This is a genomic window from Sulfurisoma sediminicola (assembly GCF_003865015.1).
GTDB classification, from domain to species: Bacteria; Pseudomonadota; Gammaproteobacteria; order Burkholderiales; family Rhodocyclaceae; genus Sulfurisoma; species Sulfurisoma sediminicola.
Genome location: NZ_BHVV01000004.1, coordinates 68,105 through 93,930, shown reverse-complemented (window position 1 = coordinate 93,930; position 25,826 = coordinate 68,105). Strand labels below are relative to the sequence as shown.

General features: G+C 68.3%; 25 protein-coding genes. 20 read left to right on the top strand and 5 right to left on the bottom strand.

From position 1 onward, the window contains the following. Nucleotides 1-7 precede the first annotated feature (7 nt). From EJE94_RS08715 to EJE94_RS08705, 3 genes are all read left to right on the top strand, one after another. Nucleotides 8-1,192: a multidrug effflux MFS transporter gene (locus EJE94_RS08715; RefSeq protein WP_121243382.1), complete on the top strand. Its 1,185-nt coding sequence runs from the start codon at nucleotides 8-10 to the stop codon at nucleotides 1,190-1,192. 47 nt (nucleotides 1,193-1,239) lie between these two features. Then, nucleotides 1,240-1,758 carry a C40 family peptidase gene (locus EJE94_RS08710; RefSeq protein ID WP_121243381.1) on the top strand — a complete coding sequence of 173 codons (519 nt, stop codon included), beginning with the start codon at nucleotides 1,240-1,242 and terminating at the stop codon, nucleotides 1,756-1,758. Between the two features lie 135 nt (nucleotides 1,759-1,893). Continuing rightward, nucleotides 1,894-2,919 (top strand): Fe(3+) ABC transporter substrate-binding protein, encoded by a 1,026-nt coding sequence (locus EJE94_RS08705; RefSeq protein WP_121243380.1) that lies wholly within the window; start codon nucleotides 1,894-1,896, stop codon nucleotides 2,917-2,919. Nucleotides 2,920-3,028: 109 nt separating this feature from the next. Here EJE94_RS08705 and EJE94_RS08700 read toward each other — a convergent pair whose 3' ends face one another. Beyond that, entirely contained in the window at nucleotides 3,029-4,687 is a 1,659-nt protein-coding gene (locus EJE94_RS08700) for an ABC transporter permease (RefSeq protein ID WP_207855850.1), read from the bottom strand. Between the two features lie 72 nt (nucleotides 4,688-4,759). Here EJE94_RS08700 and EJE94_RS08695 point away from each other — a divergent pair, with 72 nt between their 5' ends. From EJE94_RS08695 to EJE94_RS08620, 16 genes are all read left to right on the top strand, one after another. Next, nucleotides 4,760-5,830, top strand: coding sequence for an ABC transporter ATP-binding protein (locus tag EJE94_RS08695; protein WP_121243378.1), 1,071 nt, complete (start codon nucleotides 4,760-4,762; stop codon nucleotides 5,828-5,830). Next, complete coding sequence (gene aat / locus EJE94_RS08690) at nucleotides 5,827-6,543, top strand: leucyl/phenylalanyl-tRNA--protein transferase (protein WP_121243377.1); 717 nt, start codon at nucleotides 5,827-5,829, stop codon at nucleotides 6,541-6,543. Before EJE94_RS08695 ends, aat begins: the two co-directional genes overlap by 4 nt. Then, a complete protein-coding gene (locus tag EJE94_RS08685; RefSeq protein WP_121243376.1) occupies nucleotides 6,540-7,280 on the top strand; it encodes an arginyltransferase in 741 nt (246 codons plus the stop codon). Before aat ends, EJE94_RS08685 begins: the two co-directional genes overlap by 4 nt. Nucleotides 7,281-7,302: 22 nt before the next feature. Beyond that, nucleotides 7,303-8,316: a quinone-dependent dihydroorotate dehydrogenase gene (locus tag EJE94_RS08680; RefSeq protein WP_207855849.1), complete on the top strand. Its 1,014-nt coding sequence runs from the start codon at nucleotides 7,303-7,305 to the stop codon at nucleotides 8,314-8,316. After that, on the top strand, nucleotides 8,295-9,431 hold the full coding sequence (gene ald / locus EJE94_RS08675) for an alanine dehydrogenase (RefSeq protein ID WP_243642571.1): 1,137 nt from the start codon (nucleotides 8,295-8,297) through the stop codon (nucleotides 9,429-9,431). Before EJE94_RS08680 ends, ald begins: the two co-directional genes overlap by 22 nt. A gap of 129 nt (nucleotides 9,432-9,560) precedes the next feature. Further along, on the top strand, nucleotides 9,561-10,145 hold the full coding sequence (gene rsxA, locus EJE94_RS08670; RefSeq protein ID WP_121243374.1) for an electron transport complex subunit RsxA: 585 nt from the start codon (nucleotides 9,561-9,563) through the stop codon (nucleotides 10,143-10,145). Next, the gene (gene rsxB / locus EJE94_RS08665) at nucleotides 10,142-10,693 is read left to right on the top strand and encodes an electron transport complex subunit RsxB (protein WP_121243373.1); all 552 of its coding nucleotides are present in this window, start codon (nucleotides 10,142-10,144) and stop codon (nucleotides 10,691-10,693) included. Before rsxA ends, rsxB begins: the two co-directional genes overlap by 4 nt. Then, a complete protein-coding gene (gene rsxC, locus EJE94_RS08660; protein WP_121243391.1) occupies nucleotides 10,693-12,411 on the top strand; it encodes an electron transport complex subunit RsxC in 1,719 nt (572 codons plus the stop codon). The genes rsxB and rsxC overlap by 1 nt, the downstream gene beginning before the upstream one ends. Further along, on the top strand, nucleotides 12,411-13,442 hold the full coding sequence (locus tag EJE94_RS08655; protein ID WP_121243390.1) for an RnfABCDGE type electron transport complex subunit D: 1,032 nt from the start codon (nucleotides 12,411-12,413) through the stop codon (nucleotides 13,440-13,442). Before rsxC ends, EJE94_RS08655 begins: the two co-directional genes overlap by 1 nt. Continuing rightward, nucleotides 13,439-14,170 (top strand): RnfABCDGE type electron transport complex subunit G, encoded by a 732-nt coding sequence (locus tag EJE94_RS08650; RefSeq protein ID WP_207855847.1) that lies wholly within the window; start codon nucleotides 13,439-13,441, stop codon nucleotides 14,168-14,170. Before EJE94_RS08655 ends, EJE94_RS08650 begins: the two co-directional genes overlap by 4 nt. Continuing rightward, the gene (gene rsxE / locus EJE94_RS08645; RefSeq protein ID WP_243642570.1) at nucleotides 14,167-14,847 is read left to right on the top strand and encodes an electron transport complex subunit RsxE; all 681 of its coding nucleotides are present in this window, start codon (nucleotides 14,167-14,169) and stop codon (nucleotides 14,845-14,847) included. The genes EJE94_RS08650 and rsxE overlap by 4 nt, the downstream gene beginning before the upstream one ends. A gap of 12 nt (nucleotides 14,848-14,859) precedes the next feature. Further along, nucleotides 14,860-15,492: an endonuclease III gene (nth, locus tag EJE94_RS08640; protein ID WP_121243371.1), complete on the top strand. Its 633-nt coding sequence runs from the start codon at nucleotides 14,860-14,862 to the stop codon at nucleotides 15,490-15,492. Further along, nucleotides 15,489-16,601, top strand: coding sequence for an FIST C-terminal domain-containing protein (locus EJE94_RS08635; protein WP_121243370.1), 1,113 nt, complete (start codon nucleotides 15,489-15,491; stop codon nucleotides 16,599-16,601). Before nth ends, EJE94_RS08635 begins: the two co-directional genes overlap by 4 nt. Further along, entirely contained in the window at nucleotides 16,582-17,007 is a 426-nt protein-coding gene (locus EJE94_RS08630) for a DUF1841 family protein (protein ID WP_121243369.1), read from the top strand. The genes EJE94_RS08635 and EJE94_RS08630 overlap by 20 nt, the downstream gene beginning before the upstream one ends. A gap of 9 nt (nucleotides 17,008-17,016) precedes the next feature. Further along, a complete protein-coding gene (locus EJE94_RS08625; RefSeq protein ID WP_121243368.1) occupies nucleotides 17,017-19,461 on the top strand; it encodes a hybrid sensor histidine kinase/response regulator in 2,445 nt (814 codons plus the stop codon). Next, nucleotides 19,458-20,231, top strand: coding sequence for a FecR family protein (locus tag EJE94_RS08620; RefSeq protein ID WP_121243367.1), 774 nt, complete (start codon nucleotides 19,458-19,460; stop codon nucleotides 20,229-20,231). The genes EJE94_RS08625 and EJE94_RS08620 overlap by 4 nt, the downstream gene beginning before the upstream one ends. 32 nt (nucleotides 20,232-20,263) lie before the next feature. Here the strand turns inward: EJE94_RS08620 and tfpB are convergent, their stop codons facing one another. Beyond that, the gene (gene tfpB, locus EJE94_RS08615) at nucleotides 20,264-22,066 is read right to left on the bottom strand and encodes a type IV pilus assembly ATPase TfpB (protein ID WP_165904793.1); all 1,803 of its coding nucleotides are present in this window, start codon (nucleotides 22,064-22,066) and stop codon (nucleotides 20,264-20,266) included. Between the two features lie 104 nt (nucleotides 22,067-22,170). Between tfpB and EJE94_RS08610 the strand changes: the two genes are divergently transcribed. Then, nucleotides 22,171-22,710, top strand: coding sequence for a hypothetical protein (locus EJE94_RS08610; protein ID WP_207855845.1), 540 nt, complete (start codon nucleotides 22,171-22,173; stop codon nucleotides 22,708-22,710). Nucleotides 22,711-22,756: 46 nt separating this feature from the next. Here the strand turns inward: EJE94_RS08610 and EJE94_RS08600 are convergent, their stop codons facing one another. The 3 genes from EJE94_RS08600 to EJE94_RS08590 all read right to left on the bottom strand — a co-directional run bounded on the left by EJE94_RS08600 (nucleotide 22,757) and on the right by EJE94_RS08590 (nucleotide 25,822). Beyond that, the gene (locus tag EJE94_RS08600; protein ID WP_207855856.1) at nucleotides 22,757-23,212 is read right to left on the bottom strand and encodes a DNA-deoxyinosine glycosylase; all 456 of its coding nucleotides are present in this window, start codon (nucleotides 23,210-23,212) and stop codon (nucleotides 22,757-22,759) included. Between the two features lie 22 nt (nucleotides 23,213-23,234). Continuing rightward, complete coding sequence (gene htpG / locus EJE94_RS08595; RefSeq protein ID WP_121243364.1) at nucleotides 23,235-25,154, bottom strand: molecular chaperone HtpG; 1,920 nt, start codon at nucleotides 25,152-25,154, stop codon at nucleotides 23,235-23,237. An 86-nt stretch (nucleotides 25,155-25,240) separates the two neighbouring features. Next, nucleotides 25,241-25,822 (bottom strand): bacteriohemerythrin, encoded by a 582-nt coding sequence (locus tag EJE94_RS08590; protein WP_121243312.1) that lies wholly within the window; start codon nucleotides 25,820-25,822, stop codon nucleotides 25,241-25,243. Between the last annotated feature and the right edge of the window lie 4 nt (nucleotides 25,823-25,826).

Sequence of the window (25,826 nt, the reverse complement as noted above, 5' to 3'; positions counted from 1 at the left end):
CCCGCTCGTGTCGCCGACGACCCTGCTCCTGCTGATCACCGGCTGCCTTATGCTGCAGCCGCTGTCGACCGACCTCTACCTCGCCTCGCTGCCGCACCTGACCGGCTATTTCGACGCCACGCCGGCGGCGGTGCAGCAGACGCTGTCGCTGTTCGTCGTCGGCTTCGGCGTCGCGCAGCTCGCCAGCGGCCCCCTCTCCGACCGCTACGGCCGGCGCCCGGTCCTGCTGGCGGGACTGGGCATCTACATCGCGGCCAGCATCGCCTGCGGCCTGGCCATCTCGCTGCCGATGCTGATCCTCGCCCGCTTCGTCCAGGCCGTCGGCTGCTGCACGGCGGTGGTCGTCGCCCGCGCCACCATCCGCGACGCCTACCCGCCGGCCGAGGGCGCCCGCATGATCGCCAAGGCGCTCTCGCTGCTGTCGGCGGCGCCGCTGCTCGGCCCGATGGTCGGCGCCTACCTGCAGGTCAGCTTCGGCTGGCGCGCGGCCTTCGCCGTGCATGCGGCCTTCGCCGCCTTCGTGATGTTCGCCAGCGTGCGCTGGCTGGTCGAGACCAACGAAGCGAAAAATCCCGCCGCGACGCGGCTGCGCCCCCTGCTCGCCACTTACGGCCGCATCGCCACCCACCCGGGCTTCTGGGCCTACGCCCTGCCGGGATCGCTCTCCTACGCCCACATCTTCGTGTTCATCTCGGGCTCCTCCTTCGCGCTGATCCGCGTACTCGGCGTACCGACCGAATACTTCGGCTATTGCTTCGCCTTCGGCGTCGCGGGGTTCCTCGGCGGCACCGTGGTGTGCCGGCGGCTGCTCGCCCGCATCGGCATCGAGCGCACCCTCACGGTCGGGGCGATGGTTGCGCTGACCGGCGGCCTGGGCTTCCTCGCCGCCGTGCTTGCCGGCATCCACCACTGGGCGGTCGTCGTGCTCGCCCAGTTCCTCACCATGGGCGCGCACGGCATCAACTTTCCGGCGACCCAGGCCGGCTCGGCCGCACCCTTCCCGCGCGAGGCCGGGTCGGCCGCCGGCCTGTTCGGCTTCTTCACCCAGGTCGGCGCGCTGGTTACGGGCACCTGGGTCGGCATGAGCCACGACGGCACGCTGCTGCCGCTGGCGACGATTTCTGCCACGACCGGCCTGCTGCTGTTCGCCGGGGCAGGCATTTTGCATCGCCACCGAAATATTAGCGTTTGATTATCAGGGGTTTACATACGGCGGCAAAGCCATTATTCTCCGCGGCCATGCATTTCCCACCGACCCTTCGCGCCTTCTGCCTGAGCGCCGCCCTGCTGGTTTCCGCCACGGCCGAGGCCGACGAAGCGGTCACGCGGCCGATCGCGATCCCCGAAAGCAAGGTTTCCTTCGTCGACCGCGCGTCCGCCAACGTGGAGAACGCGGTCGAGGAGGCGCTCGACCTCATCGGCATCCGTTACAAGCGCGGCGGCAGCAATCCGCAGACCGGCTTCGACTGCTCCGGCTTCGTCAGCCACGTTTTCAAGGAAGGCCTCGGCCTCTACCTGCCGCGCAGTTCGCGCGAGATCAGCAAGACCGGCGAGGTCGTCGACAAGAACGAACTGCAGCCCGGCGACCTGGTGTTCTTCAACACCATGCGCCGCACCTTCTCCCATGTCGGCATCTACCTCGGCGACAACCTCTTCGTCCATGCACCGCGCTCCGGCGCCAAGGTCCGCATCGAGGACATGCGCGAACGCTACTGGACCAAGCGCTACAACGGCGCACGCCGCGTCGCCGGCGACTGACGGCACCGTCGCCACCACCACCCCCAGGCAGCCAGCCCTCCGCCGGAGCGCTGGCTTTTTTGTCGTCCGCAAGACTCTTGCGTTTGAGAATCATTCTCTACTAGAATACGAACCATTCTCACTTCGGAGTCTTCGATGAAACTTGCCTTTCCCCGCACTTCCCTCGCCGTCGCTGCCCTCCTCGGCCTCGCCGGTGCCGCCCAAGCGCAGGAACTGAACCTCTACTCCGCCCGCCACTACCAGACCGACGAGGCGCTCTACGCCAACTTCACCAAGCAGACCGGCATCAAGATCAACCGCATCGAGGCCAAGGAAGACGAACTGCTCGAGCGCATCAGGAACGAGGGCGCCGCCAGCCCGGCCGACATCTTCATCACCGTCGACGCCGCGCGCCTGGCCAAGGCCGACGAACTCGGCCTCTTCGCCCCGGTGAAGTCCAAGCTCCTCGAATCGCGCATCCCCTCCAACCTGCGCAGCAACGACTCCGACTGGTTCGCCTTCTCCATCCGCGCCCGCGTCATCATCCACAACAAGGACACGGTCAAGTCCGCCGACGTGCAGGACTACGAGGATCTGGCCAAACCGGCGATGAAGGGCAAGGTCTGCATGCGCTCCGGCTCCCACCCCTACAACCTCTCGCTGATGTCGGCGCTGATCGCCCACATGGGGGAGCAGAAGGCCGAGGAATGGGCCAGGGGCATCGTCGCCAACTTCGCCCGCGCGCCCAAAGGCGGCGACACCGACCAGATCAAGGCGGTGGCGGCCGGCGAATGCGGCGTCGCCGTCTCCAACACCTACTACCTCGCCCGCCTGATGCGTTCCGACAAGCCCGAGGACAAGAAGGTGATGGAGAAGATCGCCATCGTCTGGCCCGACCAGAAGAGCTTCGGCGCCCACATCAACATCTCGGGCGGCGGCATGCTCAAGACCGCGCCGCACAAGGAAGCCGCCGTGAAGTTCCTCGAATACCTCGCCTCCGACGAGGCCCAGCGCTACTTCGCCGACGGCAACAACGAGTGGCCGGCCGTCGCCACGGCCAACGCGAAGAACCCCGCGCTCGAAGCCATGGGCAAGTTCAAGGCCGACGCCCTACCGGTGGCGACGCTGGCGAAGAACGCGGCGACCGCGCAGAAGATCTACGATCGCGCCGGTTGGCGCTGATAGACACCCGCCCCCTCCCGGCCCCCTCCACCGCCGGCTGCGGCGGAAGAGGTCGCTTCCCGAGGGGTGGCCGTCCCTCGGGCCACCGCGGACCGTATCCTGCGGCCGATCAGCAGGCCGTCGTCTGCCGCCCGGCTGCGATCTGCCGCGCCAGCACGATGATCGGCACCAGGCCGACGGCGACGATGGCGAGCGCGGCGATCGATGCTTCGGCGAGGCGTTCGTCGGCGGCCAGCGTGTAGGTCTGCGTCGCCAGCGTCTCGAAGTTGAAGGGGCGCATCACCAGCGTCGCCGGCAGCTCCTTCATGACGTCGACGAACACCAGCAGCGCGGCAGTGAGCAGGCTGCCGCGCAGCATCGGCAGGTGCACGCGGCGCAGCGTCTCGCCCGCGCCGCAGCCGAGACTCCGGGCCGCGTCGTCCATGCTGGTCGTGATGCGTGTGACGCCGGCCTCGACCGTCTGCAACGCGATGGAGAGGAAGCGCGCGAGGAAGGCATAGACCAGCGCCGCGATGCCGCCGGTGAGGATCAGGCCGGGGTTCGCGCCGCCCATCTGCTGCCAGAGCGCGGCCAGCCCGTGGTCGAGGCGCGTGACCGGGATCAGCACGCCGACCGCGATCACCGAGCCGGGCACGGCATAGCCGAGGCCGACGAGCCGTGTGGCGAAGCGCGTGGCCAGCGCCCGCGGACCATTGCCCCCGCCGACTCGCGCGGACTGGCGCACGCCGTAGGCGACGAGCAATGCAAGGCCGGCAGCGAGCAGCGCAGTAACGCTCGCCAGCACCAGGCTGTTCTGCGCCAGCGCCAGGAAGCGCCCCGCGAACTCGCCCTCCCGCTCGCCCAGCGCCATATTCACCAGCAGCCCGGCGGGCAACAGGAAGCCGACCAGCAGCGGCAGCAGGCAGGCGACGAAGGCGAGCCAGCCGCGCCAACCGGCAAGTTGGCGCGGGTGCGAGGAGCGGCGGCCACGGCTGGTCTCGTGGTAACGGGCGCGACCCCGCGAAAAGCGCTCCAGAGCGAGCAGCAGCAGCACGAAGCCGAGCAGGCAGGCGGCGAGCTGCGCCGCCGCGGTGCGATCGCCGAGCGAGAACCATGCGCTGTAGATGCCGGTGGTGAAAGTCGGCACCGAGAAGTAGGCGACGGTGCCGTAATCGGCCAGCGTTTCCATCAGCGCCAGCGCGACGCCGGTGGCGATGGCGGGGCGCGCCAGCGGCAGCGAGACGCGCCAGAAGGCGCGCCACGGACTCAGGCCCAGCACCCGCGCGGCCTCGATCATGCCGCCGGCGCGCTCGAGGAAGGCGGTGCGCACCACCAGATAGACATAGGGATAGAGCACGCAAGAGAACATCACCATCGCGCCGGGCAACGTGCGCACGTCGGGAAACCAGTAGTCGTCCCTGCTCCAGCCGAAGGCCTCGCGCAGGCCGGTCTGCACCGGGCCGACGAACTGGAGGAAATCGGTGTAGGTGTAGGCCAGCACGTAGGCCGGCATCGCAAGCGGCAGCAGCAGCGCCCACTCGAAGACGCGGCGGCCGGGGAAGTCGTGCATCGCCGTGAGCCAGGCCATGGTCGTGCCCATGCTGCCCACGCCCACCGCTACGCCGAGGCAGAGCCAGAGCGAGTTGGCGACGTACTCGGGCAGCACCGTGGACGCGAGGTGGCCCCAGGTGTCGGCCGTGCCGCCCGTGAACAGGTTGGCACCGACCGAGAGCACGGGCAGCGCGACCAGCGCGGCGACGAGGAAGGCGATGAAGGAGAAGCGCTGCAAGATGGTTTCTTATTCACGTCTAACTAGATTTTGAAATTATAATTGAGAATAACTCTCAACTCCGACCCTTCCATGCCCCTGCTGCAGATCGAAAACGTCTCCCACGCCTACGGCCGCCAGTCCGTGGTGGAAGACCTCTCGATTTCCCTCGAGGAAGGCGAGATCGGCTGCCTGCTCGGCGCCTCGGGCTGCGGCAAGACGACGGTGCTGCGGCTGATCGCCGGCTTCGAGCGGCCGTCGGCCGGCACCATCCGCCTGCACGGCGAAACCGTGGCGAGCCCGGCCGCGCTGACGCCGCCGGAGAAGCGCCACATCGGCATGGTGTTCCAGGACTACGCGCTGTTTCCGCACCTCTCGGTCGGGGACAACATCGCCTTCGGCCTCAAGGAAAACTCGGCTCTGGCGGGACGGCAGCGCGTCGAGGAACTGCTCGGCATCGTCGGCCTCGCCGGCCACGGCGGCAAGTTTCCGCATGAACTCTCCGGCGGCCAGCAGCAGCGCGTCGCGCTGGCGCGCGCGCTGGCGCCGCGGCCCTGGCTGCTGCTGCTCGACGAGCCCTTCTCCAACCTCGACGTCGAGCTGCGCGAGCGCCTCTCGCTCGAGGTGCGCGACATCATCAAGCAGACCGGCACCACCGCCATCCTCGTTACCCACGACCAGCACGAGGCCTTCGCCGTCGCCGACGTCGTCGGCATCATGAACCGCGGCCGCATCGAACAGTGGGATACCCCCTACGACCTCTACCACCGACCGGCCACGCGCTACGTCGCGGACTTCGTCGGCCAGGGCGTGTTCGTACCGGGCGAGGTGGTCAGCCGCAACGCCATCCAGGTCGAGCTCGGCCGGCTCGACAGCAACGTGCCGGTGGACTGCGGCGCCGACTGCATCAGCTGCGGCCGCGGCTGCCGCCTCGACGTGCTGCTGCGGCCCGACGACGTGATCCACGACGACAATTCCGACATCGTCGCCGAGGTCGAGAAGAAGACCTTCCGCGGCGCCGAGTTCATGTACACCCTCAAGCTCGCCTCGGGTGCGCGCGTGCTGTCGCTGGTGCCCTCCCACCACAACCACGCCATCGGCGAGAAGATCGGCATCCGCCTCGACGTCGACCACGTCGTCGCCTTCACCGCCGCGTCGCAATGATTCCCTGGCTGCCGCCCGAGCCGGTCTTTCCGCCGGTCACGGCAGCGCTCATCGAGCCCAACGGCCTGCTGGCGGCCGGCGGCGACCTCTCGCCCGAACGCATCCTCGCCGCCTACCGCCAGGGCATCTTCCCCTGGTACTCGGACGGGGAACCCATTCTCTGGTGGAGCCCGGACCCGCGCATGGTGCTGATCCCGGACGAGTTCGTACCGAAGCGCTCGCTGGCCAAGGTGCTGCGCCGCGGCGACTACGAGGTGCACCTCGACACCGCCTTCGCCGCGGTCGTCGCCGCCTGCGCCACGGCGCCGCGCGACGGCCAGGCCGGCACCTGGATCACCGCCGAAATGCAGGCCGCCTACCGCCGCCTGCACGAGCTCGGCCACGCCCACAGCGTCGAGACCTGGGTCGGCGACAAGCTCGTCGGCGGCCTCTACGGCATCGCCATCGGCCGCGCCTTCTACGGCGAATCGATGTTTTCCCGCGCCGCCGACGCCTCCAAGATCGCCCTGGCGCACTTGTGTGTTCACCTCCGCCGCCGCGGTTTCGGCATAATCGACTGCCAGATGGAAACCGCCCACCTCGCCTCCCTCGGCGCCCGCACTATCCCTCGCCGCGACTTCGTCGCGCGGCTGGCCGCGCTCACGGCGGATGGCGACGCACCCGGCCGCTGGCCGGCGGACGCGGTGCGCGATGCCTGCAGGAGGGCCGCGTGACCCACCTTCGCGACCTGCCGCCGTTCCCGCTGCTGCAGTTCTACGCCACGGCGCCCTATGGCTGCTCCTACCTGCCGGGCCGCGTCGCGCGCTCGCAGGTCGCCACGCCGACGCACCTGATCGACACCCAGACCTATGGCGAGCTGGTGCGCGCCGGCTTTCGCCGCAGCGGCGTGTTCACCTACCGCCCGCACTGCGACGCCTGCCGCGAATGCGTGCCGGTGCGAGTGCCGGTAGCCAGGTTCGACCCCAATCGCAGCCAGCGTCGCTCGCTCAAGCGCCACGGAGAACTCGTCGCCCACGAACGCGCACTCGCCTTCCGCGAAGAGCACTACATGCTCTACCAGCGCTACCAGGCCGCGCGCCATTCCGGCGGCGGCATGGATCACGACAGCCGCGACCAGTACGCCCACTTCCTGCTGCAGTCGCACGTCGACAGCCGCCTCATCGAATTCCGCGAGGACGGCGTGCTGCGCATGGTCTGCATCGTCGACCTGCTGCCCGACGGCATCTCCTCCGTCTACACCTTCTACGATCCCGACACCCCGAACGCCAGCTACGGCACCTACGCCGTGCTCTGGCAGATCGCCCAGTGCCGCTTCGTCGGCCTGCCCTACCTTTACCTCGGCTACTGGATCCGCCACAGCCGCAAGATGGCCTACAAGGCCAGATTCCGCCCCCTCGAGGCCCTGCGCGCCGGCCAGTGGCTCGAACTGCAAGATTCCGAACTATCCTGATCCGGCGTCCCGCCGCCCCCTCATGCTGCCTTATTGCCTCCTCAAGCCTTTCGTCTTCGCCCTCGATCCCGAAACCGCCCACGAAATGACCATCGCCGGCATGAAGGCGCTGGGCCGCTCCGGCCTCGCCCCAGCCGCGCGACCGCTGCCCGGCCGCAGGGTCGCGGTGATGGGCCTCGATTTCCCCAATCCCGTCGGCATGGCCGCCGGCCTCGACAAGAACGGCGATGCCATCGACGTGCTCGCCGGCTGGGGCTGGGGCTTCCTCGAGATCGGCACCGTCACGCCACGGCCGCAGCCGGGCAACCCGAAACCGCGCCTGTTCCGCCTGCCCGAGGCGATGGGGGTGATCAATCGCATGGGCTTCAACAACCACGGCGTCGATGCGCTGGTGGCGAACGTCAACGCCGCAAGATTCAAGGGCATCCTCGGCATCAACATCGGCAAGAATTTCGACACGCCGATCGAGAACGCCGCCGCCGACTACCTGATCTGCCTCGACAAGGTCTATGCCCACGCCAGCTACGTCACGGTGAACATCTCCAGTCCCAACACCAAGAACCTGCGCCAGTTGCAGGGCGACGCCGAGCTCGACGCCCTGCTCGGCGCCCTCAAGGCGCGCCAGGCCGAACTCGCCCAGAACCACGGCCGCTACGTGCCGCTGGCGCTGAAGATCGCCCCCGACCTCGACGACGCGCAGATCGCCGGCATCGCCGACGCCCTGCGCCGTCATCGCATCGACGGCGTGATCGCCACCAACACGACGCTGTCGCGCGAGGGCGTCGAACATCTGCCGCACGGCAACGAAACCGGCGGGCTGTCCGGAGCGCCGGTCTTCGAGAAGTCCACGGCGGTAGTGAAGAAGCTCGCCGTCGCGCTCGCCGGCGAACTACCGATCATCGCTGCCGGCGGCATCACCGACGGCGCCCGCGCCAAGGCCAAGCTCGAGGCCGGCGCCGCGCTGGTCCAGGTCTATTCCGGCCTGATCTATCGCGGACCCCAACTCGTCAAGGAATGCGTCGTCGCCACGCGATGATTGTCGGCTGCCCCAGGGAAACCAAGGACCACGAATACCGCGTCGGCCTGACCCCGGCGGGGGTGGCGCAAATAGTCGGCGCCGGCGGCACGGCGATCGTCGAGACCGGCGCCGGCGCACGGGTCGGATTGCCCGATGCCGACTACCTCGCCGCCGGCGCCCGCATCGCGGCCACGCCCGCCGAGGTCTATGGTGCGGCCGAACTGATCGTCAAGGTCAAGGAGCTGCAGCCGCCCGAGTTTCGGCTTACTCACCCGGGGCAGATCCTGTTCTGTTATCACCACTTCGCGCCGGCGCCGGTGCTGCTGCAGGCCATGCTCGATGCGGAAGTGAGCTGCCTCGCCTACGAGACCGTCACCGATGCCGCCGGCGGGCTGCCGCTGCTGGCGCCGATGTCGTGCATCGCCGGCCGGCTTGCGCCGCAGGTCGGAGCCTGGGCATTGCAGATGGCCAACGGCGGTTCCGGCGTGCTGCTCGGCGGCGTGCCTGCCCCCACCCTGGTGCCGCCGGCCAGGGTGGTGGTGATCGGCGCCGGCAACGTCGGCGCCAACGCGACGCGGATCGCCGTGGGCATGGGTGCCGACGTCACGCTGTTCGACCGCGGCACAGAGAAGATCGCGGTGCTCGAGGCGCATTACGCCGGCCACATCGCGACGGCCGTCGCCGAGCCACAGGCTCTCGCCCGTGCCATCGCCGATGCCGACCTGGTGATCGGCGCGGTGCTCATCCCCGGAGAAAGCGCGCCACATTTGATCGACCGCGCGCTGCTGCGCCGCATGCGCCCCGGCTCGGTGCTGGTCGACGTCGCCATCGACCAGGGCGGCATCGCCGAGACCTCGCGGCCGACATCCCATACCCGGCCGCTTTTCACCGAGGAAGGCGTCGTCCATTACTGCGTGCCCAACATGCCCTCCGCGGTCGCGCGCACCGCCACGCTCGCGCTGACCCGGGCGACGCTGCCGCACGTCCTGACCCTGCTGCGTCAAGGGCTCGCGGCGACCTGCGCCGAAAACCCCCATCTCGCCGCAGGTTTGCAGACTCATCGCGGCGGCGTCTGCCATCGCGGCCTGGCCGGGGACACGAAACGGCCATTCGTCGCCGCGGCCTTCGACTGAGTTTCGCCGTCAGCCGGTCGCAAGCTTCGCCGGGCGAATACTGACGCGGCCTCCATGGTTGTCTCGCAGCGCGCAAACCGGCGATAATCCGTCCTTTCCGCTCGCGCGTCGGCACCCCGGCCACGCACCATGACCAGCTACCTGTTCATCGTCCTCGGCGCAGTTCTCGTCAACAACGTCATCTTCGTCCGCATCCTCGGGCTTTGCCCGTTCATGGGCGTGTCGAAAAAGCTGGAGACCGCCATCGGCATGGGCGCCGCCACCACCTTCGTGTTGACGCTGGCCAGCGGCACCAGCTACGTCATCGATTCCTGGCTGCTGATCCCCAACGACCTGCAGTACCTGCGCACACTGTCGTTCATCGTCACCATCGCCGCGATCGTCCAGTTGACCGAGCTGGTGATCCAGAAAACCAGCCCGATGCTGCACCAGGTGCTCGGCATCTACCTGCCGCTGATCACCACCAACTGCGCCGTGCTCGGCGTGCCGCTGCTGAACATCGGCATGAGGCACAACCTGGTCGAGTCGCTGCTGTTCGGTATGGGCAACGCTGTCGGCTTCACCTTGGCGCTGGTTCTGTTCGCCGGCATCCGCGAGCGCCTCGAGGGCGCCGACGTGCCGGTATTTTTCCGCGGCACCGCCATCGCGATGGTCACCGCCGGGCTCATGAGCCTCGCCTTCATGGGTTTCGCCGGGCTCGACAAATACAGATGATTGAGGCCGTGCTCGTCATGGCGCTGGGCGCCGTCGTCCTCGGCGCCGCGCTGGGTTATGCCGCGGTCAGGTTCAAGGTCGAGGGCGACCCGCTGGTCGAGAAGATCGACGCCATCCTGCCGCAGACGCAGTGCGGCCAATGCGGCTACCCCGGTTGCAAGCCCTACGCCCAGGCCATCGCCAAGGGCGAGGCCGAGATCAACTGCTGCCCGCCCGGCGGCGAGGAAGGCATCCGCAAGCTGGCCGACCTGCTCGGCCGCGAGTTCAAGCCGCTGTCGGCCGAGCACGGCGTCGAGAAGCCGAAGAGAGTGGCCTTCATCGACGAGCAGACCTGCATCGGCTGCACCCTGTGCATCCAGGCCTGCCCGGTCGACGCCATCGTCGGCGCCGCCAAGCAGATGCACACCATCGTCGCCGTGCAATGCACGGGCTGCGAGTTGTGCCTGCCGCCCTGCCCGGTCGATTGCATTTCCATGGTGCCGATCAGCGAGACGGTCGAAACGTGGAAATGGACCTACCCGATCTTCGAAGTGAAGCGGGCCGCATGATGCTGAAGAAGCTCTTCGCCTTCAACGGCGGCGTCAAGCCCGACTATCACAAGGGCGAGTCGAATCACCTGCCGATCGCCGCGGCACCGCTGCCGGCCGAACTGGTCATCCCGCTGCACCAGAGCATCGGCGGCGTGCCGCACCCGCTGGTGCATGCGGGTGACTGCGTCCGCAAGGGCCAGTTGATCGGCGGACCGGACGGCAATGTCTCCTCGGCCGTGCATGCGTCGACCTCGGGCACGGTCAAGGCCGTCGAGCCGCGGCTGATGCCGCACACCTCGGGGCTCTCCGCGCCGTGCGTGGTGATCGAACCCGACGGCAGGGACGAATGGATCGAGCATGCCCCGGTGCCCTGGCGCTCGATGTCGCCGGGCGAGGTGCGCGATGCGCTGCGCGACGCCGGCGTGGTCGGCCTCGGCGGCGCGGTATTCCCCTCGCACCTCAAGGTCAATCCGGGCAAGCTCGGCCACCTCGACACGCTGGTCATCAACGGCGCCGAGTGCGAGCCCTTCATCACCTGCGACGACATGCAGATGCGCGAGCGTCCCGAAGGCATCGTCAAGGGTGCCGCCATACTGCGCGACCTGACGCAGGCGAAGCAGGTGCTGGTCGGCATCGAGGACAACAAGCCCGAGGCGGTGGCTGCGATGCGGGCCGCCGTCGAGCGGCTCAAGGCGGAACGCATCGAGATCGTCGCCGTCCCGACGCGCTACCCCGCCGGCGGCGCCAAGCAGCTGATCCGCGTGCTCACCGGCATCGAGGTGCCGCACGGCAAGCGCTCGACCGACTACGGCGTGCAGTGCTTCAACACCGGCACCGCCTACGCCGTTTGGGAGGCGCTGGAACTCGGCCGGCCGCTGATCTCGCGCATCGTCACCGTCGCCGGCAATGTCGAGACGGCGCGCAACTACGAGGTGCACTTCGGCACGCCGATGCAGGACGTGATCGCGCTGGCGAAAGCCAAACCCGACAGCGACCGCGTCATCATGGGCGGGCCGATGATGGGCTACCGCATGCCGTCCGCTGCCGTCCCGGTGGTCAAGGCCACCAACTGCATCCTCGTCGGCTCTAAGGCCTTGTTCCCGCCACCGCCGCCCGAGATGCCCTGCATCCGCTGCGGCGAATGCGCCCTGGCCTGTCCGGTCGACCTGCAGCCCTTCGAGATGTACTGGTTCTCCCGCGCCAAGATCTTCGGCAAGGCGCAGGAATACCACCTCTTCGACTGCATCGAGTGCGGCTGCTGCGCCTACGTCTGTCCCTCGCGCATCCCGCTGGTCGATTACTACCGTTTCGCCAAGAGCGAGATCTGGGCGCGCGAGAACGAAAAGACCGCGGCCGACACGGCGCGCGAGCGCTACGAATTCCGCCTCGCCCGCGAGGAGCGCGAAAAGGCCGAGAAGGCCGCAAAACTCGCCGCCAAGGCCACCGAAACCAAGGCCAAGCTGGCGGCGCAAGCAGCGGCCGCGGCGGCTGCGCCCGCAGATGCGGAAGCCGCTGGTGCCGCCGTCCCGCCAGAGCCGACCTCCACGGCGACGAACGACCCGAAGGCGCTAATTGCCGCCGCCATGGCCCGCGCCCAGGCGCAGAAGGCCGTGGTCCATCCGGAAAACGTCGAGCAGATCAGCCCCGAGAAACAGGCGGAGATCGCCGAGATCGAGGCCCGCCGCGCAAAACTGCGCGAAGTCGCCAAGGCAGCGCAGCCGCAAGAAGATCAATGATCAACAATTCCCCCTACTTTCGCCAACCCGCCAGCGTCCGCGGCGTCATGCTCAAGGTGCTGGCCGCGCTGCTGCCGGGCCTCGCCGCCTACGTCTGGTTCTTCGGCGCGGCTATCCTGGTGCAGCTCGCGCTCTGCTCCGCGGCCGCACTGGCCGGCGAGTGGGCGATGCTGGCGATCCGCAAGAAGCCGGTGTGGCTGTTCCTCTCCGACGGCAGCGCGGTGGTCACGGCCTGGCTGGTCGCGCTCACTTTCCCGCCGATCGCGCCGTGGTGGCTCGGCATCATGGCGACGCTGTTCGCCATTGTCGTCGTCAAGCACCTTTACGGCGGCCTCGGCCAAAACCCGTTCAACCCGGCGATGGCGGCCTACTGCCTGATGATCGTCGCCTATCCGCAGATCATGTCGCAGTGGCCGGCGGTCGGGTTCACCGACTTCTCCACGCAGCTGACGGCGATCTTCGGCCCCGACCGCCATCTCGACGCCATCACCATGGCGACGCCGCTCGACGCACTGCGCACCCAGCTGCACACGGCCGATGCGCGCGCCACCGTCGCCGGCATCCTCGGCTCGCACGCCACCTTCGGCAACATCGGCGGCAAGGGCTGGGAATGGGTGGCGCTCGGCTACCTCATCGGCGGCGTCTGGCTGGTCAGACAGCGCATCATCACCTGGCACATCCCGACGGCCTTCCTCGCCACCCTGGCCGCTATCGCCACCATCGCCAGCCTCGCCAATCCGGCCGTCTTCGCCGGGCCGGTGTTCCAGGCCTTCACCGGCGGCGCCATGCTCTGCGCCTTCTTCATCGCCACCGACCCGGTATCGGGCGCCACCACCCCGCGCGGCAAGCTGATCTTCGCCGCCGGCATCGCGCTGCTGACCTGGATCATCCGCACCTTCGGCGCCTATCCCGACGGCATCGCATTCGCCACGCTGCTCATGAATCTCTGCGTGCCGCTGATCGACATGCACACGCAGCCGCCGGTGTTCGGCCACAAGAAGGACGAGGAAGAGGACAAGAAAGGACCATGAGCGAAACCGAGTCCCCATCCGCCGAAAAGGTCGCCTCGGCCATGATGGCGCCGCTATCCGAGTCCTCGGTCGCACGTATCTCGGTGCGCACCGCCGTGATTCTGCTGGTTTTCACCATGGCATTCACCGCCTTGATGGCCGGGGTTTACCAGTTGACGCAGCCAATACTCGAAAAATCGGCCCTCGACGCCAAGCGCCGCACGATCACCGAGGTGCTGCCACCCGACACCTACGACAACGACCTGCTCGCCGACGCCGCCACCCTGCCGCCGGTCAAGGCCCTCGGTCGGGACGCGCCGACCACGATCTACCGCGCGCGCAAGGACGGCAAGCCCGTGGCACTGGTGTTCGAGGCCGCCGCCCTTGACGGCTATTCCGGCCGCATCGACCTGATCCTCGCCGTCTCCGCCGACGGCCGCATGGTGGCCCAGCGCGTCACCCTGCACAAGGAAACGCCAGGCCTCGGCGACTACATCGACCCGAAGAAAGACAAGAACAAACAGCAGCCGTGGATCAAGCAGTTCGACAACCTCGGCTTCGATACCGTGCTCGGCGGCAAGTGGCGCGTGAAGAAGGACGGGGGCATCATCGACCAGCGCGCCGGCGCTACCATTTCGGCGCGCGCCGTCACCAACGCCTCGGGACGTGCCGTGCTGTGGATTCACGACCACAGCGCACGGCTGTTCGATCTGCCGAACGGCAGCCAATGGAAGGAGACCTCACCATGAGCCAACTTCGAAACATCGCCGCCAATGGCCTGTGGAACCAGAACGCCGTGCTGGGCCAGATGCTGGGGCTGTGCTCCCTGCTGGCGATCAGCACCAGCGTGGTCAACGCCGTCAGCCTCGGCCTCGCGACCATCTTCGTCATGGGGATGTCCAGCCTCATCGTATCGTCGCTGCGCGCCTTCATCCCCTACGAAATCCGCATCCCCATCTTCATCCTGATCATCGCCGCCCTGGTGACCGTGGTAGACATGGCCATGAACGCCTGGCTGCGCGATCTCTACTTGGTGCTGGGCATTTTCATCCCGCTGATCGTGGTGAACTGCATCGTGCTGGCGCGCGTCGAGGCCTTCGCCGCCAAGAACCCGGCCGGCTTGTCGGCATTCGACGGTGTGATGATGGGCGTCGGTTTCGTCTGGGTCATCGGTCTGCTCGGCGCGGTCCGCGAGCTGATCGGCCAGGGCACGCTGTTCTCCGGCATCGAGATGATCATCCCCTCCGCCTCGGCCATCCAGATCCTGCCAGCGGACTATCCGGGCTTCCTCGTCGCCATCCTGCCGCCCGGCGCCTTCTTCGTGCTGGGCCTGATGGTCGCCGGCCGCAACTGGCTCGACTACCGCGCCAACCAACGCATCCACGCACAGCGTGCGCAGCAGTCGGCGGCGGCCGTCGCCGGTTAAGCGGCGCAGCCGATGACGCCCGCCAAGCGCGCCGAACTGTTCGCGCGGCTCGCGCGCGCCGACCCGGAGCCGAAGACCGAACTCGAGTACGCGACGCCCTTCCAGCTGCTGGTCGCGGTGATCCTCTCGGCGCAGGCGACCGACAAGGGCGTCAATCTCGCGACGCGACAACTGTTCCGCGACGCCCCCACGGCCGCCGCCATCGCCGCGCTTGGCGAAGCCAGGCTCGCCGACTACATCAAGACCATCGGCCTCTACAAGACCAAGGCGAAGAACGTGCTGGCCACGGCGCGGATTCTCGCCGCGAACTACGCCGGCGAGGTGCCGCACGACCGCGCGGCACTCGAGGCGCTGCCCGGCGTCGGCCGCAAGACCGCCAACGTCGTGCTCAACGTCGTCTTCGACGAGCCGACCATCGCCGTCGACACCCATATCTTCCGCGTCGCCAACCGCACCGGTCTCGCGCCGGGCAAGGACGTGCGCGCCGTCGAGGACAAGCTGCTGCGCGCGGTGCCCGCGGCGTTCCGTCAGCATGCGCACCACTGGCTGATCCTGCTCGGCCGCTATGTCTGCAAGGCGAGGAAACCGGATTGCCCGGCCTGCCTCATTCGCGACCTCTGCGCGTTCAAGGAGAAGACGGCGTGACGGCTGCGACAGGTTTCGCCTCGAGCCCCGAGGCGCGTCCCGACCTGGCGGCACATGCCGTGGCAACCGCGCTGACCCGCTGCGGCGGCGAGGTGGCGAGCAGCATCATCCTGCTGCTCACGCCGCACTTCGCGCGCCAGCCCCAGGCCGCGATCGGCGCCGCCGCGCGCGCCGGAAACTGTCTGCAGGTCTTTGGCGGCACCACGCCCGGCGTGTTCACCGAGCAGGCCTGGACCCTCGACCAGCCCGCCGCAGCCGCGCTGGTGCTGTGCGGCGACCAGGCGCTGACTGCACCCGCCGCCGATGCGCCGCGGCTGTCGCTGGCGATGCCCGACGCCCTCGACGCCGGCTGGCTGCATACCGCCCAGCCGCGCTTCGGCGCGCTCGCCACCGGCGACGAACACCACGCCGTCAGCGCCGTCTGGAACCACGGCAAGTGGCAGATCGAGGGCCGCTGCGAGGCCGGGCTGCGCGGTGGGCAGTTCGAGCTGGCGGTCTCGCGCGGCATGCAGGCGATTTCAGGCGCGCTCGAGGTCGGCGACGCCGACGGCTACGAACTGCTGCTGCTCGGCGACAAGCCGCCGCTGCAGACGCTGCTCGAGCGCCTGCCACCGGAACTGCGGGACGCCGACGATCGATCGGACCTGACATCGGGCCTGTTCTTCGCGGCCGTGATCGACCCCGAGCTCGGACTCGAACGCGCCATCGCCGAGGGACGCTATTCGCTGCTGCCTATCCTCTCGATCAACGGCGGCGACGGCACGGTCACGCTCGGCGCCGAACTCGAGCCCGGTACGACGATGTTCTGGGCGCTGCGCCATCCCCTCGCCGCCGAGATGGAGCTGCGCCGCGGCATCATGCTGCTGCACGAGCAGCACGCAGGGCAGACGCCGGAGTTCGCCCTGCTCTTCTCCTGTCTCGGCCGCGGCCCCTATTTCTACGGCGGCAGCGACCACGACCTCGCCGTGCTGATCAATCGCTATCCCGGCCTGCCGGTGCTCGGCGGCTACTGCGGCGGCGAGATCGCGCCCCTGCCCGGCGGCAATACCATCCTCTCCTACAGCGCGATCGCCGCGCTCGCCTACCCCGATGTTCAATCCGAGTCGTGACCAGGCGCGACGCTTCCTCGCCGAAGCCTGGAAAAAGCGCCGCGACAAGCTGCCGGCCAGCCCGCTCGAGATGATCGCGGCCGACATCGTCGCCATGCATCCCGAATACCACGTCCTGCTCGAAGCCGGCGAGGCGGCGCTGGCGCGCGAATGGACGCCGGAGGACGGCGAGGCCAATCCCTTCCTGCATCTTTCGCTGCACCTGGCGATCGAGGAGCAGCTCTCGATCGACCAGCCGCCGGGCATCCGCGCCGCATTCGACCGGCGCGTAGCGCGCCGCGGCGATCGCCACGCCGCGCTGCACGACGCCCTCGAATGCCTCGGCGAGACGCTGTGGCGCGCCCAGCACGAACGACGGCCACTCGACGGCCTCGCCTACGTCGAGTGCATCCGGCGCCGCGGCTAGGATCGCGCGATGCCCGCCGCCGCCCAGCGCCGCCTGCGCAGCCGCTTCATCGTGGCGATCCTGTTGCTGTTCGCCGTCGCCGGGGCAGCGACGCTGGGGGTGGCCAGCAAGGCCACCGAGGCCATCGTGGACAACCTGGCGCGCCGCTTCGCCGTCAAGCAGGCGCTGCTCGACCGCGAGCGCATCCTCGCCCCGCTCAAGGCCGAGGTGGCACTGTCGCTGCAGATGGCCGCCTCGCCGCTGCTGCGCTCCTGGGCGCGTCACGAGAACGACCCGGCGCTCAGGAAGCTGGCGCTGGCGGAGCTGGACGGCTACCGCCAGTCATTCCGCGACGGCAGCTGGGTCTTCATCATCCACCGTTCCCGCCACTACTACTTCAACGACCGCAACGACAGCTACCGCGGCCGCGAGCTGACCCAGACCCTCGACCCGGCGCGCGCCACGGACCGCTGGTACTTCGGCGTGATCGGGATCGCCGGCCGCTACCAGCTCAATCCCGACCACGACGTCGCGCTGGATCTGACCAAGGTGTGGATCAACGTGCCGATCCGCGACGGCACGACCGTGCTGGGCATGGCCGGTACCGGCATCGACATCACCGAGTTCGTCAAGCTGCTGGTGCGAGAGGATCAGCCCGACATCTACGCCATGCTGGTCAACGGCGCCGGCGCCATCCAGGCCCATCCCGACCGCACGCTGATCGACCTCAACGCCGAGAACCGCGGCGCCGACGTCTCCCGCACGCTGTTCTCGCTGCTGCCCGACGATGCCGAGCGGAGCCGGCTGCGAGAAGCCATGGGCCGCCTCGCGGCCGGCGCCGACGCCGCGGCGGCGGAGACGCTCTACCTGACGCTCGACGGACGGCGGCGGCTGGTGGCGATCGCGCCGATCGCCGAGATCGGCTGGTTCAATCTGACGGTGATGGACACCGACAGTTTGATCGGCAGCCGCCTGGCGACACCGTTCATCGCCGTGTTCCTGCTGGCCGCGGCAACGCTGGCGGCGCTGGTGATCTGGCTGCTCAACCGCATGGTGCTGCGCCGCCTGGAGCTGCTCGCCGCCGGCGCCGAGGCGATCGCCGCCGGCGACTATGCGGTGCGCGTCGCCGACGACGCCTGCGACGAGATCGGCACCCTGACCGGCGCCTTCAACCGCATGGCCGCCACCGTCGCCGACAGCACCGCCCACCTCGAGGCGCGCGTCGCCGTGCGCACCGCCGAGCTGTCCGCCGCCAATGCCGATCTGGCGCACGCCCGCGACGCCGCCGAGGCGGCGACGCGGGCCAAGAGCGAGTTCCTCGCCAACATGAGCCACGAGATACGCACCCCGATGAACGGCGTGATCGGCATGAGCCAGTTGCTGGCCGACACGCCGCTCGACCCGACGCAGCGCCACTACGCGGCGGTGATCCGCAGCTCGGCCGAGTCGCTGCTGACGGTCATCAACGACGTGCTCGACTTTTCGAAGATCGAGGCGCATTGCCTCGCCATCGAAGCGATCGATTTCGAGCCGCGCCGGGTGGTGGCGGAGTGCGCGGCGCTGTTCGCCCAGACCGCCGCCGCCAAGGACCTCTCGTTCCGTCACGACGTCGCCGACGACGTCCCCGCGCGCATTGTCGGCGACCCGGCGCGCCTGCGTCAGGTGCTCATCAACCTGATCGGCAATGCGCTGAAGTTCACCGATTCCGGCGAGGTCGCGGTCGAAGTCACCCTCGACGCAGCGGCCTCCGACGAGGCGCTCGCGACGCTGCGCTTCGCAGTGCGCGACAGCGGCAGCGGCATCCCGGCCGAGATGCACGAGCGCATCTTCACCGCCTTCACCCAGGTCGACGGAACCAGCCGGCGCCGCCACGGCGGCACCGGTCTCGGCCTGGCGATCTCGCGGCAGCTGGTCGGGTTGATGGGCGGCGCCATCGCGGTCGACAGCGCGCCGGGGGCCGGCGCCTGCTTCACCGTCGCCCTGCCCTTCGCTCGCGTGGCGCCGGCGGTTCGGCCGCCGGCGGCCGGCGCAACTGCCGGTCCGCCGACCGCAGCACCGGCAGCGCGCACGGAGCGCCTGTTGATCGCCGACGACAACCGCATCAACCAGCAGGTCACGCTGGGCATGCTGCGGAAGCTGGGCTTCACCGCCATCGACATCGCCGCGAACGGCCGCCAGGCGGTGGCTGCCGCCACGGCGCAACCCTACGACCTCGTGCTGATGGACTGCCAGATGCCCGAAATGGACGGCCTCGAGGCGACCCGGGCGCTGCGCGCCGCAGGCCTGCGCATGCCGGTGATCGCGATCACGGCCAACGCGATGCGGGGCGACCGCGAAGCCTGCCTCGCCACCGGCATGAACGACTACCTGGCCAAGCCGGTCTCGCTCGACGCGCTGGCCGCCACGCTGGCACGCTGGCTCGGAAAGGCGCATGATGACGCCGCCATCGCCCCGGAAGCAGGAGGCACAGCATGAACACGACCCGCCACACCGCCGTCCCGCCGGCGCCGACTTTCGGCCGGCGCCACCTGTTGTGCGCGCTCGCCGCGGCCGGACTGCTCACGGGGGCCGAGCGTCTCGGCCTGATCCGCGCCGCGCTGGCCAACGGCGCCAACCCGGTGCCGCCGGGGCTGCACAGGCTTAAGGGCGCGGTCACGGTCAATGGCCAGCCGGCGCGCGAGGGCCTGCTGCTCAAGCCGGGCGACACCGTCGCCACCGGCGCGGGCGCCGAGGCGCTCTACGTCATCGGCCAGGATGCCTTCCTCCAGCGCGAATCGACCACCGTGCGCTTCGGCGCCGACCTGGCGGACTTCATGCGCGTCGTCAGCGGCAAGATCCTCTCGGTCTTCGGCAAGGGTCAGCGCAACATCTCGGTCGCTACCGCCACCATCGGCATCCGCGGCACCGCCTGCTACATCGAGGAAGGCGTGCCGCAAAAAGTTATGCGAAACGGTATCCCCGGGGACGGTTCCGGCGGCACGGCGTCCGCCGCGCATCCCACCTACTTCTGCCTCTGCTACGGCGAGGCCAAGGTGATTCCGACGGCGGCGCCGCAGCAGTGGGAAACGGTGATCACCACCCACCACGACCATCCGCTCTATCTCCATGACGACCCGAAGATGCCGAGCATGATGGTCACGGCGCCGGTGATCAACCACACGGATGCCGAGCTGATCATGCTGGAGAACCTGGTCGGCCGCTGGCCGCCCTTCTACGGCCTGTACGACACCGGGTATCCGCGCTGAGGGGCCGCCGCCGTTCTCGCGCCTGGCGCCGCTCAGCTCGACTGCGGCGGCGCGACCTTGAGAATTTCCTCGATCGTCGTCAGCCCGGCGGCGACCTTGCGCGCGCCGGCGATGCGCAACGGCTGCATGCCCTCGCGCAACGCCTGCTCGCGCAGCTTGCCGACATCGGTGTCCCCGGTCAGCAGCTTCTTGCACTCGGGCGTCATCAGCAGCAGCTCGTAGAGGCCGAGGCGGCCGGAAAAGCCGGTCATGCGGCAGTCGAGACAGCCGACGGGGCGGTAGAGCGTCGCGGGCCGACCCGACTTATACGGCGCCACCAGCGCCTGCCATTGCGCCTCGTCCTCGGCGCGCGTCCCTGCCGCCGCCTTGCACTTGGGACAGAGCGTGCGCACCAGCCGCTGCGCCATCACGCCGATCAGCGTCGCCTGCAGCAGATAGGCCGGAACGCCGAGGTCGAGCAGGCGGGTGACCGCCGCCGCCGCGTCGTTGGTGTGCAGGGTCGACAGCACCAGGTGGCCGGTCAGCGCGGCCTGGATCGCCATGTCGGCCGTCTCGAGGTCGCGGATCTCGCCGACCATGATGATGTCCGGATCCTGCCGCATCAGCGCGCGGATGCCCTCGGCGAAGCCCATGCCGATGTCGCTCTGCACCTGCACCTGGTTGAAGGCCGGCTCGATCATCTCGATCGGGTCCTCGAGGGTGCAGACGTTGACCTCCGGCGTGGCCAGTGCCTTCAGCGTCGAGTAGAGCGTCGTCGTCTTGCCCGAGCCGGTGGGGCCGGTGACGAGGATGATGCCGTTGGGCCGCTGCGTCATCTCGCGCCAGCGCCCGGCATCCTCGTCGCCGAAGCCGAGTTCGGAGAAATCGCGCACCAGCACCTCGGGGTCGAAGATGCGCATCACCAGCTTCTCGCCGAAGGCGGTCGGCAGCGTCGACAACCGCAACTCGACTTCCTGGCCGTCGGGGGTGCGCGTCTTGATGCGACCATCCTGCGGCCGCCGCTTCTCCACCACGTCCATGCGGCCGAGGATCTTGATGCGGCTGGTCATGGCGGTGAACACCGCCATCGGCATCTGGTGCACCTGGTGCAGCACGCCATCGACGCGGAAGCGCACGATGCCGAGGTCGCGCCGCGGCTCGACGTGGATGTCCGAGGCGCGCTGCTGGAAGGCGTACTGCCACAGCCAGTCGACGATGCGCACGATGTGCTGGTCATTGGCGTCGAACTGCTTGTTGGTCTTGCCCAGCTCGACCAGCTGCTCGAAGTTGGAGACGCCGACCGAGCCATCGCCGCGGGCCATTGCGCCCTTGACGAACTTCGCCAGGTTGTAGAACTCGACCTGGTAGCGTGCGATGGCTTCCGGGTTGCTGATGACCAGGCGGATGTCCTTGCGCAGGATGGGCGCCAGTTCCGCCTCCCAGCTGCGCCGGTAGGGCTCGGCCGTGGCGATCACCACCTCGTTCGCCCTGACCTCGACGGGCAGGATGCGGAAGCGCGCGGCATAGGAATTGCTCATCACCTCGGTCACCGCCGCGAAATTGATCTTGAGCGGGTCGATGTGCTGATATTCGAGCCCGCACCACTTGGCCAGCCATTGCGTCAGGGTCTCGAGATCGAGCAGCCGGTTCGGCGTACCGGACGATGCGGGCGACTTCCAGCGCTGCTCGGCGATGACGACGAGGGGATGGGTGTCGCCCTTGTAGTAGCGGCGATCGGCCTTGAACTTCTCCGCCTCCTCGCGCGGCACCATGCCGTCAACGATCAGGCCATCCAGCACCTCGGCGAGCGTGAGGCGGCGATCGCTCGCGGCAGGCGCATCGGCGGACTTCGTCATGGCAGGCATCCGGAAGGAAGGAACCCACAGTTTATTGCATAGCCCGGCACCGGCGGGAAGTTGGTCTATGATGAATGGTGATTCGCCAGCCAAGGAGAGAGATCATGAAACTGACGCGCAGCTTCATCGTCGGCGGCCTGGCCGCCATCTCGCTGTCCCTCCCGGCCCTGGCCCAGCCCGGCCCTGGGATGGGCGGTATGGGTATGGGAGGTCCTGGGCCGCAGGCCGCCCCGACCGATTGCAGCAAGGCCGCCAATCCGCAGCACTGCCTGGATCGACAGAAGGCGCAGGAAGCCTGCAAGGACCTGCGCGGTGCGGCGCGCCAGGACTGCGTGACCGACCACATGCCGCCGCCCGATTGCGGCAAGTCCGCCAATCCCGAGCGTTGCGCCGCGATGCAGACCCAGCGGCTCAACTGCAAGGGCAAGTACGGTCCCGAACGGCAGACCTGCCTGAAGGCAAACCCGGTACCGCCACCGGCGCAGGGCACGCGCGGCGGCGGCATGGGTCCCGGCCCGGGCATGAGCGGCGCCGGTGGCATGGGTGGCATGGGTGGCATGGGTGGCATGGGTCCCTGCGGCAGCGCCGGCGCGCCGCCCTGCCCGCGCGCCACCCCGCCGGCCACGCCCCCCGCCAAACCCTGAGCGCTTTTCTCGCTCTACGCACAAGGCAGGCTTCGGCCTGCCTTTTTCATTTGCGCAATGCGTCGCGCCAGGCGGCGAGCTTGCGCTCGTAGCTCCAGCTGGCGTTGGCCGGGCTGGTCGAAGGCAGGATCAGCGTTTCGAAGCCCAGCGCAGCCAGCGTCCGGGCGAAGCGTCCCGCCGTGCCGCCGTTGAAGCAGACACGCCGTAGCGCCGACGCCGACTTGTTGAGCCGGGCGAAATCGTTGGGCGCACCATCGCGGATCGCCGTGTCGAGGCTGCCCTCGCGCTCGCACGAGGCATAGACGTCCCAGATCGCGATGCCGGCGGCCTTGACCGCCGCCTGCCTCCCCGCGTAGTCCATCGCCTGGAGCGGCTGGCCGATCACCTCGCCGAGAATGCGCCAGAACTGGTTCTGCCGATGCGCGTAGTACTGGCCCGCCGCAAGCGAGGCCGCCGACGGAAACGAGCCGAGGATCAGTACTTCGGCCCGCTCGTCGACGATGGGCGGGAGCCCATGCAGCAGATCAGCTGCCCCCGAGCGACATCGCCAGCATCAGGTCGTTGATGCGCTTGACGAAGCTGGCCGGATCGTCGAGCTGGCCGCCCTCGGCCAGCATGGCCTGGTCGAACAGCACCGCGGCCCAGTCGTCGAACTTCTTCTCCTCGTAGCGGAGTCGCAGCACGACCGGATGCTTGGGATTGATCTCCAGCACCGGTTTGGCGTCGGGCGCCTTCTGCCCGGCGGCCTTGAGGATGCGCGCGAGATTGCCGCTCATGCCGTGCTCGTCGGCGACCAGGCAGGCGGGGCTGTCGGTCAGGCGGTGCGTCACGCGCACTTCCCTGACCTTGTCGCCCAGCGCCTTGGCGATTTTGTCGGTGAGTTCCTTGAACTCGCCGGCGTCCTTTTCCTGTTCCTGCTTCTCGGCCTCGTCCTCGAGCTTGCCCAGGTCGAGGTCGCCCTTGGCCACGGAAACGAGTTGCTTGCCCTCGAACTCCGTCAGGTGCGAAACGACCCATTCGTCGACGCGGTCGGTCAGCAGCAGCACCTCGATGCCCTTCTTGCGGAAGATTTCGAGGTGCGGGCTGTTCTTCGCGGCGTTGAAGGTCTCGGCGGTGATGTAATAGATCTTGTCCTGCTCGGGCTTCATGCGGCCGAGGTAGTCGGCCAGCGCCACGGTTTCATCCGTCGTGTCAGCCTGCGTCGAGGCGAAGCGCAGGAGTTTCGCGATCTTGTCCCTGTTGGCGAAATCCTCGCCGACGCCTTCCTTCAGCGCGCGGCCGAACTCGCCCCAGAACCTGGCGTACTTCTCCTTCTCGTTCTCGGCAAGATCCTCAAGCATCGACAGCACGCGGCGCGAGCAGCCGTTGCGGATGGCCTCGATGTCCTTCGATTCCTGCAGGATCTCGCGCGAGACGTTGAGCGGCAGGTCGGCGGAATCCACCACGCCGCGGACGAAGCGCAGGTAGATGGGCATCAGCTGCTCGGCGTCGTCCATGATGAAGACGCGGCGCACGTAGAGCTTGACGCCGTGGCGGGCGTTGCGGTCCCACATGTCGAAGGGCGCGCGCGCCGGGATGTAGAGCAGCTGGGTGTATTCCTGCTTGCCCTCGACGCGGGCGTGGGTCCAGGTCAGCGGTTCCTCGAAGTCGTGGGCGACGTGCTTGTAGAACTCCTTGTACTCGTCTTCCGTGATGTCGCTCTTCGCGCGCGCCCACAGCGCCGAGGCCTTGTTGACCGTCTCGTCCTCGTCGGTCACCGCCTCCTGGCCGTCCTTGAACTCCTCCTTCTTCATCACGATGGGCTGGACGATGTGGTCGGAGTACTTGCGGATGATGGAACGCAGCTTCCAGCCCGAGAGCAGGTCGTCCTGGCCCTCGCGCAGGTGCAGGGTGATCTCGGTGCCGCGTCCAGCCTTCTCGATCATCTCGACGGTGAACTCGCCCGAGCCGTCGGACTCCCAGCGCACCGCCTGGTCGGCGGCGACGCCGGCGCGACGGGTGGTGACCACCACGCGCTCGGCGACGATGAAGCTCGAGTAGAAGCCGACGCCGAACTGGCCGATCAGGTTGGTGTCCTTCTGCTGGTCGCCGGTCAGGTGGGCGAAGAACTCGCGCGTGCCCGACTTGGCGATGGTGCCGAGGTTGGTGATGACCTCCTCGCGGCTCATGCCGACGCCGTTGTCGGAAATCGTCAGGGTCTTGGCGTTGTTGTCGAAGCCGATGCGGATGCGGAAATCGCCCTCCCCGTCGAGCAGCGACGGGTTGTGCAGCGACTCGAAGCGCAGCTTGTCGCAGGCATCCGAGGCGTTGGAGATCAGCTCGCGCAGGAAGATCTCGCGGTTGCTGTAGAGGGAATGGATCATCAGGTGAAGCAGCTGCTTCACCTCGGCCTGGAAGCCCATGGTCTCGCGGGCCTGGGCGGGAGCGGTGTTGGCTTGGGTCATGCGGGTTCCTCCGGTCAAACGAATCGGAGAAGTGGGGACGGAAAAAGGGATTTCAAGAGAAGGGTCTTACCCCCCCCCCCCCCGCTTCAGTCGCGATGCGCCGCGATCTCCCGTTGCAGGCGGTCGTTGGCCTCGGCTAGGTCGCGGTTCTGCTCGGCCAGCACGTGGTAGAGCGTCTGCAGCGCGTGCAACAGGGCCGCCGTGCTGTTGTCCTGCGGCTGGGATTCGAGTTCGTAGGCGATCGCCGCCGAATCGCCGGACTCGACCAGGGCGAGCTGGCGCGCCATCGACTGATCCTCGCCGAGGATGTGGAAGGCCAGCCAGGCGGAAAGGAAGCCGAAAAGCGTTTCGGCGGGGTTCTTCATGGCGGCGCGTGCCCGCCACATCGACGCCAACTGCTCGACGAACTGGTGATGGTGCCGCGTATGGGCCTCGATATGGCGAGGATCCATTCCGGCATCGCGCATCAGCTGTTCTTCGTCGGCGAAGTGCTCACGGGCGTAGCCCGACAGTTCCAGGAAAAGGATCTGCAGCCGCCCCTCGGACATCGGATCGCCGGCGAGCAGGGCATCGCCGAGCCGGTTGATGATGTCGACCAGCCGCCTGTGCTGGGCATCGACGATCTCGATGCCGGTGACGAAACGTTGATCCCAGGCGAAGGCTTCCATAGTG